The sequence below is a fragment of the Agromyces sp. NDB4Y10 genome, from assembly GCF_001620055.1.
GTDB lineage: Bacteria > Actinomycetota > Actinomycetes > Actinomycetales > Microbacteriaceae > Agromyces > Agromyces indicus.
Genome location: NZ_LQGY01000014.1, coordinates 72,546 through 85,763, shown reverse-complemented (window position 1 = coordinate 85,763; position 13,218 = coordinate 72,546). Strand labels below are relative to the sequence as shown.

15 protein-coding genes are annotated in these 13,218 nt (G+C 73.6%); 3 read left to right on the top strand and 12 right to left on the bottom strand.

What is annotated here, in order from left to right; all coding sequences use genetic code 11:
• Nucleotides 1-39 precede the first annotated feature (39 nt).
• The gene (locus AVP42_RS03395) at nt 40-810 is read right to left on the bottom strand and encodes an SDR family oxidoreductase (protein WP_067946114.1); all 771 of its coding nucleotides are present in this window, start codon (nt 808-810) and stop codon (nt 40-42) included.
• A 131-nt stretch (nt 811-941) separates the two neighbouring features.
• Between AVP42_RS03395 and AVP42_RS03390 the strand changes: the two genes are divergently transcribed.
• On the top strand, nt 942-1,289 hold the full coding sequence (locus AVP42_RS03390) for a cupin (protein WP_067946112.1): 348 nt from the start codon (nt 942-944) through the stop codon (nt 1,287-1,289).
• An 18-nt stretch (nt 1,290-1,307) separates the two neighbouring features.
• On the opposite strand, the gene AVP42_RS03385 is transcribed toward AVP42_RS03390, so the two are convergent.
• The 9 genes from AVP42_RS03385 to AVP42_RS03345 all read right to left on the bottom strand — a co-directional run bounded on the left by AVP42_RS03385 (nt 1,308) and on the right by AVP42_RS03345 (nt 9,912).
• A complete protein-coding gene (locus AVP42_RS03385; RefSeq protein ID WP_067946110.1) occupies nt 1,308-2,522 on the bottom strand; it encodes an acetyl-CoA C-acetyltransferase in 1,215 nt (404 codons plus the stop codon).
• 67 nt (nt 2,523-2,589) lie between these two features.
• Nucleotides 2,590-3,231 (bottom strand): CoA transferase subunit B, encoded by a 642-nt coding sequence (locus AVP42_RS03380; protein WP_067946108.1) that lies wholly within the window; start codon nt 3,229-3,231, stop codon nt 2,590-2,592.
• Nucleotides 3,231-4,010, bottom strand: coding sequence for a CoA transferase subunit A (locus tag AVP42_RS03375; RefSeq protein ID WP_067946106.1), 780 nt, complete (start codon nt 4,008-4,010; stop codon nt 3,231-3,233). The genes AVP42_RS03380 and AVP42_RS03375 overlap by 1 nt, the downstream gene beginning before the upstream one ends.
• A gap of 14 nt (nt 4,011-4,024) precedes the next feature.
• The gene (gene pcaC / locus AVP42_RS17045) at nt 4,025-5,239 is read right to left on the bottom strand and encodes a 4-carboxymuconolactone decarboxylase (RefSeq protein ID WP_067946104.1); all 1,215 of its coding nucleotides are present in this window, start codon (nt 5,237-5,239) and stop codon (nt 4,025-4,027) included.
• Complete coding sequence (locus AVP42_RS03365) at nt 5,236-6,417, bottom strand: lyase family protein (RefSeq protein ID WP_067946102.1); 1,182 nt, start codon at nt 6,415-6,417, stop codon at nt 5,236-5,238. The genes pcaC and AVP42_RS03365 overlap by 4 nt, the downstream gene beginning before the upstream one ends.
• Before the next feature lie 13 nt (nt 6,418-6,430).
• Complete coding sequence (pcaG, locus tag AVP42_RS03360) at nt 6,431-7,072, bottom strand: protocatechuate 3,4-dioxygenase subunit alpha (protein ID WP_082846954.1); 642 nt, start codon at nt 7,070-7,072, stop codon at nt 6,431-6,433.
• Entirely contained in the window at nt 7,065-7,862 is a 798-nt protein-coding gene (gene pcaH / locus AVP42_RS03355; protein WP_082846953.1) for a protocatechuate 3,4-dioxygenase subunit beta, read from the bottom strand. Before pcaH ends, pcaG begins: the two co-directional genes overlap by 8 nt.
• A 2-nt stretch (nt 7,863-7,864) precedes the next feature.
• On the bottom strand, nt 7,865-9,058 hold the full coding sequence (locus tag AVP42_RS03350) for a 4-hydroxybenzoate 3-monooxygenase (protein ID WP_231878527.1): 1,194 nt from the start codon (nt 9,056-9,058) through the stop codon (nt 7,865-7,867).
• Between the two features lie 89 nt (nt 9,059-9,147).
• Nucleotides 9,148-9,912: an IclR family transcriptional regulator gene (locus AVP42_RS03345; protein WP_067946098.1), complete on the bottom strand. Its 765-nt coding sequence runs from the start codon at nt 9,910-9,912 to the stop codon at nt 9,148-9,150.
• 168 nt (nt 9,913-10,080) lie between these two features.
• Here AVP42_RS03345 and AVP42_RS03340 point away from each other — a divergent pair, with 168 nt between their 5' ends.
• The gene (locus tag AVP42_RS03340) at nt 10,081-11,103 is read left to right on the top strand and encodes a VOC family protein (RefSeq protein WP_067946096.1); all 1,023 of its coding nucleotides are present in this window, start codon (nt 10,081-10,083) and stop codon (nt 11,101-11,103) included.
• Nucleotides 11,104-11,217: 114 nt separating this feature from the next.
• Here the strand turns inward: AVP42_RS03340 and AVP42_RS03335 are convergent, their stop codons facing one another.
• Complete coding sequence (locus AVP42_RS03335; protein ID WP_067946094.1) at nt 11,218-11,784, bottom strand: NADPH-dependent FMN reductase; 567 nt, start codon at nt 11,782-11,784, stop codon at nt 11,218-11,220.
• A 27-nt stretch (nt 11,785-11,811) separates the two neighbouring features.
• The gene (locus AVP42_RS03330) at nt 11,812-12,759 is read right to left on the bottom strand and encodes an oxygenase MpaB family protein (RefSeq protein WP_082846952.1); all 948 of its coding nucleotides are present in this window, start codon (nt 12,757-12,759) and stop codon (nt 11,812-11,814) included.
• 94 nt (nt 12,760-12,853) lie between these two features.
• Between AVP42_RS03330 and AVP42_RS03325 the strand changes: the two genes are divergently transcribed.
• Entirely contained in the window at nt 12,854-13,216 is a 363-nt protein-coding gene (locus tag AVP42_RS03325) for a CHY zinc finger protein (protein ID WP_231878526.1), read from the top strand.
• The last annotated feature ends 2 nt before the right edge of the window (nt 13,217-13,218 follow it).

The following is a 13,218-nucleotide window of genomic DNA, read 5'->3' as shown; positions in this document are numbered from 1 at the left end:
CCGGGGTATCAGTGAAGGGGCGATCGATGATGGCGGGCATCACTCATCCGGATGCGCGGCTCCCATCGCCCGGGCGATCGGCAAGCCGCCGCCGTGGCCCGTGAGCCCGCCGTCGACCGCGATCTCCGTGCCCGTGACGAACCCGGCCTCCGGCGAGAGCAGGTGGACGATGACCGCGGCCACCTCCTCGGCCGAGCCCGGCCGGCCGAGCGGCGTCGCCTCGAGGTTCGCCGCGCGGAACGCCTCGGGCGCGCTCGCCGTCATGGGCGTCTCGATGAAGCCGGGGCTCACGAGGTTCACGCGGATGCCACGGGGCCCGAGTTCCATCGCGGCGCTCTTCGTGATGCCGCGCAGCGCCCACTTGCTGGCGCCGTACGCGATGCCGTAGTGCGCCGTCGCGCCCGCCGCGGAGCCGACGTTGACGATCGACGCACCGCCGGGCATCAGCGGCGCGAGCGCCCGGATGCCGAGCGCCGGGCCGGTCGCGTTGACGGCGAACGCCTGCGCGAAGTCGTCGGCGGTCACGTCCTGCAGGCGCGCGCGACGCGTGATGCCGGCCGCGTTCACGAGGCCGTCGAGGGCCGGGCCGCCGCCGGCCGCCGCGAGTCGGTCCGCGAGCGCGACCCACGCGTCGGCATCCGCGACGTCGAGGAACGCCGGCTCGACCTCTCCTGCCCGCGGCGCCGCCTCCCACGCCAGGTCGGCGGCGATGACGCGGGCACCCGCTGCGGCGAGCGCGGCGGCCGTCGCCGCGCCGATCCCGGACGCCGCCCCGGTCACGACGTACGTGCGGCCCTCATGCGACCCCATCGGCGGCCCCTTCCCTGCGAACGCCCGAGCCTCCATCGTCGCGCGCGCACGGCCGCCTGATGTCCCGCATCACGGATGGCGATGGCTCGTGGTTGGCATACTGGACCACACCACTCCGGACGGAGGACACCGTGGCCGACCTCACCGACCTCGCCCGAACCCACCTCGCCGCCGCGCTCGAGGACGAGCACGGCCGCAGTGCGGAGCTGATCCTCCGCGACGGACCCATGCGCCAGACGATCATCGCGCTGCGATCGGGCGTCGAGCTCGCCGAGCACAACTCGCCCGCGGCGGCGAGCATCCAGGTCCTGGCCGGACGCGTGCGCGTGACCGGGCAGGAGCCGACCGAGGTCACCGCCGGGCGACTGGACGTGCTGACGCACTCGCGGCACGCGGTCCTCGCCCTGGAGGACTCGGTCTTCCTGCTGACGACCGTCACCGGCATCGACGCCACGGGCGGTCCCGAGCGCGCGCGGTAGTCGCCGCGCGCCCCGGTCTCAGACGCGTGCCCACACGGCGGCGAGCGCCTGGCCGCCGCCGATGCACATGGTCTCGAGCGCGAGCTCGCCGTCGAGTGCGGGCAGCTCGTGCGCGAGGGTCGCGAGCATCCGGATGCCGGTGGCGCCGATCGGGTGGCCGATCGAGATGCCGCTGCCCCGCGGATTCAGGCGCGGGTCCTCGGCGTCGAGGCCCCAGTCGGCGAGGCACGCGAGCACCTGCACGGCGAACGCCTCGTTGAGTTCGATCACGTCGAGGTCCTCGAAGCGGATGCCGGCGCGCTCGAGCGCGAGGTTCGCCGCCGGCACCGGCGCCACGCCGAACCGGAGCGGGTCAATGCCCGCGACTGCCCACGACACGAGGCGGAGCATGGGCGTGAGCCCGAGCTCCGCCGCGCGCTCGGGCGTCGTCACGATGCAGGCCGCGGCCGCGTCGTTCTGGCCGCTCGAGTTCCCCGCCGTGACCGTGGCGTCCGGATCGCGTCGTCCGAGGATGGCGCGGAGCGACCCCAGCGCCTCGAGCGAGGTGTCGGCGCGCGGGTGCTCGTCGCGGTCGACCGTGGTGCTGCCCCGGCGACCCGGGACCTCCACGGGCACCAGCTCGGCGTCGAACGCCCCGGACTCCTGGGCGGCGACCGCCCGCCGGTGGGACTGCAGCGCGAACGCGTCCTGCGCCTCCCGGGAGATGGCGTACTCGGCGCGCAGCAGCTCGGCGGAGCCGACGTTGCCGTCCGGCGTGGGGAAGCGCCGACCGCCGACGGTCTCGCGTCCGCGCGAGAGCGCGTCGTGCAGCATGAGCCCTGCGCCGGTGAGTCCCCGGCGGCCCTCGACGGTGTAGAGCGGCGCGTTCGACATCGACTCGACCCCGAGTGCGACGACCGCGTCGGCGACGCCGGTCTGCACCTCCATCGCGGCGTTGAGCACCGCCTGCAGGCCCGAGCCGCAGCGGCGGTCGAGCTGGTAGCCGGTCGTCGTGACCGGGAAGCCCGCGTCGAGGGCGGCGACCCGGCCGATCGCGGGGGCCTCCATGGTCGGGTAGCCCTGCGCGGCGATGACGCCGTCGATCGCGGCGGGATCGACGCCGGTCCGCTCGAGGAGCGCGGTGAGGACCGTGGTCGCGAGCTCGACGGCGGGGACGGCGGCCAGGGCGCCGCCCATGCGACCGACGGGGGTGCGCAGCGGGGCGCAGACGACGACGTCGCGGAGCTCGGTCATACGCTCGGCTCGCGGGTCTCGATACGGGCGCGACGGCGTCGCGTCCTACTCGACCACCGGATGGCGTTCACAGCCCCGGGCCGATCGCGAACGGCGCGCCCGTGGCATCCGTCACCTGCTCGACCGTGACGCCGGGCGCCAGCTCGACCAGCAGGAATCCGTCGGCGGTGACGTCGAAGACCGCGAGGTCGGTGATCACCCGGTCGACGCAGGCGCGGCCGGTGAGCGGCAGGGTGCACTGCTCGACGAGCTTGGCCGAGCCGTCCTTCGCGACGTGCTCCATGACGACGATGACGCGTTCGGCGCCGTTCACCAGGTCCATGGCCCCGCCCATGCCCTTGACCATCTTGCCGGGCACGGCCCAGTTGGCGATGTCGCCGTGCGACGACACCTGCATGGCCCCGAGCACGGCGGTCGTGATGCGCCCGCCGCGGATCATGCCGAAGCTCGCGGACGAGTCGAAGTACGCGGCGCCGGGCAGCACGGTGACCGTCTCCTTGCCCGCGTTGATGAGCTTGGGGTCCTCCTCGCCCTCCCACGGGTAGGGGCCGACGCCGAGGATGCCGTTCTCGGAGTGCAGCACGACCTCGACGCCGTCGGGCAGGTGGTTGGGGATCAGCGTGGGCAGGCCGATGCCGAGGTTCACGTAGGTGCCGTCCTCGAGCTCACGCGCCGCGCGTGCGGCCATCTCGTCACGGGTGAGCGGCATCAGGCGTCCTTCCTCTGGCGGGTGGTGACCTTCTCGATCGGCAGGTCGGCGGCCTGCTCGGGCGTGAGCTGCACGACGCGGTCGACGTAGATGCCGGGCAGGTGGATGTCGTCGGGGCCGAGCTCGCCGGGCTCGACGAGCTCGTCGACCTCGGCGATCGTCACCCGGCCGGCCATGCCCGCGAGCGGGTTGAAGTTGCGGGTCGACTTCTCGAACCGCAGGTTGCCGTGCCGGTCGCCGACGGCGGCACGCACCAGGCCGTAGTCCGTGCGGATGGCGTGCTCGAGCACGTACTCGCGGGTCCGGCCGAACGAGTCGAAGGGTCGCAGCTCCTTGGGGTCGCTCGTCAGCGCGACCGTGCCGTCGGGCGCGTAGCGCAGCGGCATGCCGCCGTCGGAGACCGCGGTGCCCGCGCCGGTCGCGGTGTAGAACGCGGGGATACCCACGCCGCCGGCGCGCAGCCGTTCGGCGAGCGTGCCCTGCGGCGTGAGCTCGACCTCGACCTCGCCCGAGAGGTACTGGCGGGCGAACTCGCGGTTCTCGCCGATGTAGGACGCGATGATGCGGCGGATCCGCCCCTCGGCGAGGAGGAGACCGAGCCCCCAGCCGTCGACGCCGCAGTTGTTCGAGACGACCTCGAGATCGTCGACGTCGCGCTCGAGCAGCGCGCGGATGAGCGTGATCGGCACGCCCGACAGGCCGAAGCCGCCGACGGCGAGCGATGCGCCCGACGGGATGTCGGCGACGGCCTCCGCGGCCGACGCGGTGGTCTTGTCCATGTCTCCTCCGGGGGTCAGGGGGTCTGGTCGGCGTCGGATGCCGCGGCATCCGCTTGCGCGAACACGTCGCGCATGATCGCGAAGGCCGAGTTCGCGGCGGGCAGCCCGGCGTAGAGGGCGGTGTGCAGCAGCACCTCGGCGATCTCGTCGCGGGAGAGGCCGTTGCGGAGGGCCGCGCGCACGTGCATCGCGATCTCGTTCTCGTGTCCCCCGGTCGTGAGCGAGGCGAGCGTCGCGATCGACCGTTCGCGACGGGTGAGGTCGGGTCGCGCCCAGACGTCGCCCCACGCGGTCCGGGTCAGGAAGTCCTGGAACGCCGCGGTCTCGGACGTGGTCCCGGCGACGGCGCGATCGACGTGCGCGTCACCGAGCACCTCGCGACGCACGGTCATCCCGCGGTCGTGGGCGACGGATGCCGCTCCGGCGCGCTCGGCCTCGTCGGCCTGCTGCGCGATCAGTTCGGCCGCCGCCGCCGGCTCCTCGAGCACGGCCAGGTGCGAGGCGCCGTCGAGCACGACGTGCCGGGCACCCGGGACGGCGTCGGCGAGGTCGTCCATCGACTCGGGCGTGGTGACGGTGTCGTGCTCGCCGCTGATCGCGAGCAGCGGGACGCGGAGTTCCGGCAGGTCACCGGTGCGGTCGAACGTCGCGAGCGCCTCCGCGCACCGCGCGTACGACTCGTCGTCGACGTCGACGAGTCGCCCGAGCGAGGCCGCCCCCGGCCCGCCGCCCTCGCGATCGAGGAACCCGGGGGCGAACCAGCGCGCCGCGCTGCCCGTGACGAGCGACGCCGTGCCGCTCGCGCGCACGGCGGCGGCGCGTTCGGCCCAGCCCTCGGCGGTGCCGATGCGCGCACCGCTGCAGCTCACGACGAGGCTGCGGACCCGCTCCGGGCGCGCGACGGCGAGCTCGAGCGCGACGGCGCCGCCGAGCGAGACGCCCGCGACGTGGAAGGCCCCGCCGCCGGCTTCCTCGACGACCGCGAGCACCGCGTCGGCGAGGTCGGCCACGGTGAACGGCTCGTGCGCGGCGGGCGAGGCGCCGTGGCCGGGCAGGTCGACCCGGAGGATGCGCAGGGCGGCGGTGCGCCGGTCGGCTCGGAGGCGCGACACGACCCCGTCCCACAGCGCCGAGGTGGTGCCGAGCGAGGGCCGGAGGACGAGCAGCGGGTTCGACCCGCTCGGGGCGGCGCCCGGAACGAAGGAGCCGAGCAGTCGGGGCGCGGTCATGGTCGGGCCTCCGTTCCTGCGGTTCGGATGAAGCGGGCGACGGCGGCGTCGACGATGCGGTCGGATGCCGCGGCGAGGACCTCGACGTCGGGTCGTGCCCCCGCGGGTCCGGCCCCGCGGACGATCGCCGCCGCGCGGGCCGCGTCGAACTCGAGCCCGCCGACGAGCCGGTCCACGGCGGCCGAGGCCGAGCGGGCGAGCCGCGCGAGCCGCCGGACGGCGGACCATTCGGCGTGCCACCGACCCGCGGACCGCTCGTCGCCCGCGACGGCGGCGCTCGCCACGACCTGCAGGAGACCGGGCGCCTCCACCGCCGCGGCGGTGATCGCGACGGCGTCGACGGGGTTCTGCTTGTGGGGCATCGCCGACGAGCCGCCGGCGCTCGCGAGCCGGACCTCGCCGACCTCCTCCCGGGAGAGGAACACGGCGTCGCCGGCGATCCGCCCGAGCGGGGCGATGACGATCGCGCACGTGGACGCGATCGCGAGCGTCGGCGTCCGTTCGGCGTGCCAGGACCGCCCCGGGTCGGCGAGCCCCAGGCGGCGGGCGAGGCCGGCGCGGAGCTCTGCGGCGCCCGTGGTGCGGCCCGCCGCGGCATCCGCTGCCGCACCGGTGCCGACCGCGCCGCCGAACTGCACGGGGAAGCGCGTCGCGTCGATCGCGTCGATCGCCGAGGTGACGCCCTCGAGCCACCCGGCCGCGAGCACGCCGAGCGTCGAGGCCTCGCCGTGCCGGGCGAGCGAGCGGGCGATGCGCGGGCTCTGCCGGGCCGCGTGCGCGAGTGCGGCGAGGCGGCGCCCCGCGGTCACCAGGGAGGCGCGGCTCGCGCGCAGCGCGTCGCGCGCGACGAGCACGAGCGCGGTGTCGACGACGTCCTGGCTCGTCGCGCCGAGGTGCAGCCGATCTGTACTCAGGCCCGCCGCGTCGAGCTGCGTACGCAGCGCCGGCACGAGCGACACGACCGGCACCCCGTCACGCTCGACGCCCGCGGCGAGCGCCCCGCGGTCGACGGCACTCGCATCGAGCGCGTCCGCCTGCGCGTCCAGCCGCTCGCCGAGCACGTCGCCCCACGCTCGCAGCATCGCCCGCTCGACCTCCACCATCGTGGCGAGCACGGCGTCGTCGTCGGTGCCGGCGCGGTCGGCCGCGCCCGGATCCAGCAATCCCCAGTCGGTCATCGCCCCATCCTGCTCAGACCTCGGTGCCGTAGTCGAGGAACACGGTCTCGCCGTCGCCCTGGAGTCGGAGGTCGAACCGGTACGAGCGCTCGCCGTCGGGTTCGGCGATGAGCGTCCCGCGCCGCTCGGCGTCCACCCGCGCGAGCAGGGGATCGGCCGCGTTGGCCTCGGGCTCGTCGCCGAAGTACGCCCGCGTGAAGAGGTGCTGCAGCACGCCACGCGCGAAGACGGTCACGAGCAGGTACGGCGCCGAACCCGCGCGCATCGCGCCGGGCTTGACCGTCGTGAACGAGTAGTGCCCGTCGCGGTCGACGGCGGCACGGCCGAAGCCGGCGAAGCCGTGCGGGTCGCGGGCGAACGACCCGCGCGCCGTGGCGGGCCGGCCGGCGGCATCCGCGCCCCAGATCTCGACGAACGCGTCGGGGATGGGATCGCCGGCGCCGTCGCGCACCGTGCCGTGGACCCGGATCGCGTCGGGCTGCCAGGGCGCGCGCACCTCGGGGCCGCCCGCGTAGGGCAGCGCGTAGCCGAAGAACGGGCCGACGGTCTGCGAGGGGGTCTGGCCGAGCGGGCCGGTGTGCGGCTCGGGGTGGGCGTCGGCGCCCGGCAGGTCGGCGGCGTCGAACGCCTCGTCGGTCGTGGGCTGCTCAGGCATGGTCGGCGTCCTCCGGTTCCATCCACGTCGACTTCGGGCCGGTCAGCACGACGTCCCACCGGTAGCCGATCGCCCACTCGGGCTCCGACACGTCGTGGTCGTACTGCGCGACGAGTCGCTCACGCGCGGCCGGGTCGACGATCGACTGGTAGATCGGGTCGAGCGCGAACAGCGGGTCGCCGGGGAAGTACATCTGCGTGATCAGCCGCTGCGTGAACGCGCTCCCGAAGAACGAGAAGTGGATGTGCGCCGGCCGCCAGGCGTTGCGGTGGTTCTTCCACGGGTACGCGCCGGGCTTGATGGTCGTGATGCGGTACGACCCGTCGTCGCCCGTGATGACGCGGCCGACGCCGGTGAAGTTCGGGTCGAGCGGTGCCGGGTGCTGGTCGCGCTTGTGCACGTACCGGCCCGAGGCGTTCGCCTGCCAGATCTCGACGAGCTGGTTGCGCACCGGCCGGCCATCGCCGTCGAGGATGCGACCGGTCACGATGATGCGCTCGCCGAGCGGCTCGCCGGCGTGCTGGATCGTCAGGTCGGACTCCTCGGCCGCGACGTCGGTGTGGCCGAATGCGGGCGAGACGAGCTCGATCTCCTCGGGGTCGGCGCGCACGAGCTCGTGCGTCGGGTGCCGCAGCGTCGTCGAGCGGTAGGGCGCGAAGTCGCGCCGGGGGTGCACGGCGAGCGGCCGGGCAGCGGATGCCGCGGCATCCGTCTCACGCCGCTGGCGTTCGGCGATCTCGTCGCTGATCTGCCGCTGCGTGGTCTCGGGCTGGGTCGTCGGTGGATGCATGGTCACTCCGTGGTGAAGGGAAGGCCGGCGTACTGCTCGGCGAGGCTCTGCTTGGCGGCGCGGGATCCGGTGACGTACTCGAGCTGGCCGACCTGGCTGCGGTAGCGGAAGGCGCGCGCGGCGGCATCCGGCACCTCGTGGTGCACGTGCAGCATCTCGGTCATCCACTGCGAGAAGTGCTGCACCTTCCACTGGCGGGCGAGCGCCCGCTCGCTGTACCGGGCGAGTCCGGTGTCGTCGCCCGCGCGGTGGTCGAGGATGGCGCGGGCGAGCAGGGCGACGTCGGCGACGGCCGAGTTCAGCCCCTTCGCGCCCGTCGGGGGCACGATGTGGCCGGCGTCGCCCGCGAGGAACAGGCGGCCGTGCTGCATGGTCGAGACGACGAAGCTGCGCATGGGCGTGATCGACTTCTCGGTGATCTCGCCCTCCTGCAGTTCCCAGCCCTCCACGCCGAGTCGCGTCTGCAGCGCATCCCAGATCCGCGCGTCGCTCCAGTCGTCGATCGACTCGTCTGGTGCGACCTGCACGTACAGGCGCGAGACCTCGAGCGAGCGCATGGAGTGCATGCCGAAGCCGTCGGGGTGCAGCGCGTAGATGAGGTCGTCGGTCGACGGCGGCACGTCAGCGAGGATGCCCAGCCAACCGAACGGGTAGCTGCGCTCGAACACCCGGATCCCGCCGTCGGGGATCGTGCGGCGGCACACGCCGTGGTAGCCGTCGGCGCCGACGACGAAGTCGCACTCGAGTTCCTCGGTGACGCCGTCCGTCGTGTAGATGACGGTCGGGCGGGTACCGGTCACGCCCACGGGCTCGACGTCGCCGGCTTCGAACACCACGTCCGAGCCGATGCGGTCGTGCTCGTCCATGAGGTGCCGCACGAGCGCCTGCTGGCCGTACACGGTGACGGTCCGCCCGACCAGGTCCACGAAGTCGAGGTGGTGGCGCTGCCCCTCGTACTGCAGGTAGATGCCGTGGTGCGTGAGCCCGCGTTCGCGCAGGTCGGCGTCGAGCCCGTGCTCGGCGAGGAGGTCGACCGAGCCCTGCTCGAGCACGCCCGCCCGGATGCGGCCGAGCACGTGCTCGCGGCTGCGGGCCTCGAGGATCGTGAACGGCACCCCAGCCTGCGCGAGGAGGTGGCCGAGCAGCAGGCCCGCTGGGCCCGCGCCGATGATGGCCACGGAGGTGGACTTTCGCACGTGCATGCCTCTCACGTCGTCGGGATGGACGTGTCGAGGGTGCGTGCTCGAGGGAGGCCGCGGGTCGCCACTTCCGCCCAGTGGAAGAATCAGTCGCTCGGCGGGCGGTACCCGAGCGCGGCGGAGATCCCCCTCGCCGCCATGCGCACGCCGAGCGCGAACTGCGGCTCGCCCACGCGCTCGACGTGCGCGATGACCGAGACGGCGGCGACCACCTCTCCCGTGGCATCCCGGACCGCCGCGGCGATCGAGAACGCCCCGCGCGTCAGCTCCTCGACCGAGGTGGAGATGCCGAACGAGCGGATCTCCGCCATCCGCCGGCGGAGCTCGCGCTCCTCGACGAGCGTGTTGGGCAGGTACTTCCGCGGCTTCGCGGCGATGACCTCGTCGAACACCTCGGTCGGCGCGTGGGCGAGGAGCACGAGGCCGACACCGGTGGCGTGGAGCGGCAGGCGCGAGCCGACATCCGAGATCGCCGACACCGCGCCGGGACCGCTCAGCCGCTCGAGGTAGACCGCGCCGAGGCCGTCCCGCACCGCCAGGTGCACGTGCTCACCCGTCGCCTCGAGCAGGTCCTCGAGGTACGGCATGGCGATGCGGCGCAACCGGAGCGCGGTCGGCTGGCGGACGCCCAGCTGCCAGAGCCGCATCCCCACCCGGTAGCGGCCGTCGTCGCCGCGCACGAGTCCACCCCAGGCGACCCACTCGGCGACGAGCCGGTGCGCGGTCGACAGCGGCAGGCGCGCGCGGGCGGCGATGTCGCTGAGACTCAGCGACTCGCGACCGACGAACGCGTCGGCGATCGCGAAGAGCTTCTCCGCGACCGATCGCGAATCCGCGGCACCGCCCGACATGCGCACATGCTAGCCCGCGCCGCACGCCACATCAGTCGCAGCAATGGGCGCCATCAAGAGATTCGGCTTCCCTGATACTCCGCCAGCGCCGACAGTGGAGGACGTGCCACCCGAACGGCACCCGAACCACGCGGTCGTCATCACCGCACTCCGACCGAAGGATCGACGATGATCAAACTCCTCTCCCACCTCTCCTACCTCGAGATCGCGGCGCCCGACGTCGAGGCCTCCGTCCGCTTCTACGAGGAGCAGGTCGGGCTTCGGGTCCAGTCGCGCGCGGACGGCAAGGTCTACCTGCGCTCGTGGGGCGACTACTACAACTACTCCCTCGTCCTGGTCGAGGGTCCCGAGCCCGCGCTCAACGTCATGGCCTGGCGCACGTCGAGCCCCGAGGCGCTCGAGGAGGCCGCGAAGCGCGTCGAGGCCGCCGGCGTGACCGGCGAGTGGCTCGACCCGGGCCACGGGCACGGCCGTTCCTACCGCTTCACCGGCCCGTGGGGCCACACCATGGAGCTCTTCTGGGAGGTGGAGAAGTACGTCGCGCCCGAGGAGTTCCGGTCGGTCTTCCCCGACCGCCCCGAGAAGCGCACGCAGCACGCCGTGGGCCCCCGGCAGCTCGACCACGTCACGGTCGCGGCCTCCGACGTGCGGGCCTTCACCGAGTGGTACCGCGACGTGCTCGGGTTCCGCATCATGGCCTACACGACGCTCGACGACTACCCCGTGACGGTGTTCGGCGTGATCACCACGAACGAGAAGTCCCACGACCTCGGCGTGGTGCTCGACAGCTCCGACCGTCCGGGTCGCGTGAACCACTACGCGTTCTGGGTCGACTCCCGCGAGGAGCTGCTGCAGGCCGCCGACGTGCTCATGGAGCGCGGCACCCACATCGAGTACGGCCCGTCCATCCACGGCGTCGGCGAGCAGAGCTTCCTCTACTTCCGCGACCCGAGCGGCATGCGCATCGAGTGGAACACCGGCGGCTACCGCAACTACGTGCCCGACTGGGAGCCCGGCGAGTGGAAGCCGTCGACGGGATCGAACAACCTCTACCGCAACGGCGCGATGCCGATGTCGATGACCGAGTCCTTCCCGCCGGACCCCGGCAAGCCCACCGCGACCGAGGAGGGCATCGTCCCCGGGACCGAGGAGGCGATCCTCAACCCGTACGCCGTGCAGGGTCGCGGCTGAGACTCCGGCCCGGTCGGTGCGACCCACCGGTCGGGCCGGGACCAGGTCGACGGCGGATGCCGCGGGGGTGGAGCCCGCGGCATCCGCCGTCGTATGCGTCCAGGGCGCCGGCGCTCAGCGCGGCAGCACGGTGAGCACCCGCTCCATGTAGTCGCGGAACTCCGCCATGAACTCGGTGAGGAACTGCTCGGTGCCCTCGTCGGCGATCGAGCCGTCGTCGCCGTACACCTCGGGCTTGAACGTGATGTACCCCTCCGGGGCCGTCATCTGCCGCGCGTTGCAGAAGCTGAGTACGGCGCGGAGGCTCTGCTGGGCGACCGCGGTGCCGATCTGCCCGGGCGACGCGCCGATGACGGCGGCGGGGATGTGGTCGAAGGAGTTCTGCCCCCACGGCCGCGACGCCCAGTCGATCGCGTTCTTCAGGGCCCCGGGGATCGACCGGTTGTACTCCGGCGTGACGAACAGCACCGCGTCGGATGCCGCGATCGCCTCCTTCAGCGCGGTCGCCTCGGGCGGGTAGGCGTCGTCGAAGTCGGGACTGTAGAGCGGAAGGTTCCCGATCGGGATCTCCGTGAACTCGAGGTCGTCGGGTGCGACGCGCATCAGCGCCTTCGCGAGCGTGCGATTGATGGACGTGGAGGACAGGCTGCCGATGAAGGTTCCGACCCGGTACGTTCGCATGATGCTCCTCTCGGTCGGGCAGCCACGCTACGCGGCCGCGGACCTTCCCGGCGAGGGGTTGCGCGACCCCTCCCCCGGCTGACGGCCTGCCGCGTCGAGGCGGGCGATGCGCGCTCGCGCGTTGCGTTCGCTCGGCGACATCCGCCCCAACACGCGCGTCGCCGACCACAGCAGGACGCGCGTCATCGTGATCGCGGGCCAGCGCGGGCGGCGCAGCCCGAGCAGCTCGCGATGGCGCGGATCGAGCGAGGCGACCGCGCCACCGAAGAGGATCGGGTAGAGGCGCCCCGTGAGGCCCGGCAGGCCCGGTCGACGGATGAACCGCACCGCCTCGGCGACCCGGTCGTCCGGCTTCGCGTCGGCGAGGAACGCGTCGAGCTCCTGCCGCAGCTCGGCCCTCGAGGTGGGCGGGTCGGGCAGGCCCATGAGTCGACCCGCCTGCGCCCATTCGCGCACGTAAACGTCCGCGCCGCCCGGGATCGGCCCGCCCCAGATCTCGTGCGCCCCGATGAACGCCTCGGTGAACGCGTCGTGCACCCAGCGCAGCAGTTCCACGTCGTTCGCGGCGTACGGACGTTCGACGCCGCGCGCGTCGACGTAGGTGCCGGTGACCCGGTCGTGGAGCCGCGTCACGAACGTGCAGGCGGCCGCGGCGGCCCGGCGGTCGCCGAACGTGGTCGTCGCGACCCAGCGGATGGTGCCGTCGAGGCGGCCGAGCGGGTCGTCGCGGTATCGCGAGTGATCGTGCACGCCGGCCATGGCGCCCGGGTGCAGGGTCTGCAGCAGCAGCGCACGGATGCCGGCGACGAGGGTCGGCAGCGCGCCGTGCACCGCCCACACCGCACTGCCCGGTCCGAACCAGCCGGCGTCGTCGCCCTCGGCGAGCGCGCGCGTCCAGGCGGGCGGCTCCGCGCCGGGGCGCCGGACGGGCGCGGGGCGGGCGTTCGAGCCCCGTGCGTGCGCGCGTCCGTCCATGTGATCGACCGTAGGCGCCGACGCGACCCCGGGGCTGCGGATCCTCTGCGAAGCCGCTGGGAGGGCTGCCCGTTCGGCCTGCGATCATGGACCGGTGACCGAACGCCCCGCCCGCCAGACCGTGACCGCCGGCGATCGGCCGCGCGTGCTCGGCCCGGTCGTGGACGAGGCGACCCGGTGCGTGCACTACCGCACCGAGGTCGACATCATCGCGATCCGCTTCGCGTGCTGCGGCGAGTACTACCCGTGCCACCGGTGTCACGAGGAGACCGCCGACCACCCCGCCGAGCAGTGGCCGGTGGCCGCGCGCGACCGTGCGGCGGTGCTGTGCGGTGAGTGCGGCACCGAGCTCACGATCGCGGCCTACCTCGAGGCGACCGGGTGTCCGGCGTGCGGCTCGCGGTTCAACGAGCGCTGCCGGCTGCACACCCACCTGTACTTCCAGGTGGAGGGCTGACG

What these genes read in the sequence shown, in the direction of transcription:
- AVP42_RS03395 (WP_067946114.1), bottom strand. Translation starts at nt 810, where the DNA reads ATGGGGTCGCATGAGGGCCGCACGTACGTCGTGACCGGGGCGGCGTCC.
- AVP42_RS03380 (WP_067946108.1), bottom strand. Translation starts at nt 3,231, where the DNA reads ATGCCGCTCACCCGTGACGAGATGGCCGCACGCGCGGCGCGTGAGCTC.
- AVP42_RS03345 (WP_067946098.1), bottom strand. Translation starts at nt 9,912, where the DNA reads ATGTCGGGCGGTGCCGCGGATTCGCGATCGGTCGCGGAGAAGCTCTTC.
- AVP42_RS03330 (WP_082846952.1), bottom strand. Translation starts at nt 12,759, where the DNA reads ATGGACGGACGCGCGCACGCACGGGGCTCGAACGCCCGCCCCGCGCCC.
- pcaH (WP_082846953.1), bottom strand. Translation starts at nt 7,862, where the DNA reads ATGCATCCACCGACGACCCAGCCCGAGACCACGCAGCGGCAGATCAGC.
- pcaC (WP_067946104.1), bottom strand. Translation starts at nt 5,239, where the DNA reads ATGACCGCGCCCCGACTGCTCGGCTCCTTCGTTCCGGGCGCCGCCCCG.
- AVP42_RS03375 (WP_067946106.1), bottom strand. Translation starts at nt 4,010, where the DNA reads ATGGACAAGACCACCGCGTCGGCCGCGGAGGCCGTCGCCGACATCCCG.
- AVP42_RS03365 (WP_067946102.1), bottom strand. Translation starts at nt 6,417, where the DNA reads ATGACCGACTGGGGATTGCTGGATCCGGGCGCGGCCGACCGCGCCGGC.
- pcaG (WP_082846954.1), bottom strand. Translation starts at nt 7,072, where the DNA reads ATGCCTGAGCAGCCCACGACCGACGAGGCGTTCGACGCCGCCGACCTG.
- AVP42_RS03335 (WP_067946094.1), bottom strand. Translation starts at nt 11,784, where the DNA reads ATGCGAACGTACCGGGTCGGAACCTTCATCGGCAGCCTGTCCTCCACG.
- AVP42_RS03340 (WP_067946096.1), top strand. Translation starts at nt 10,081, where the DNA reads ATGATCAAACTCCTCTCCCACCTCTCCTACCTCGAGATCGCGGCGCCC.
- AVP42_RS03385 (WP_067946110.1), bottom strand. Translation starts at nt 2,522, where the DNA reads ATGACCGAGCTCCGCGACGTCGTCGTCTGCGCCCCGCTGCGCACCCCC.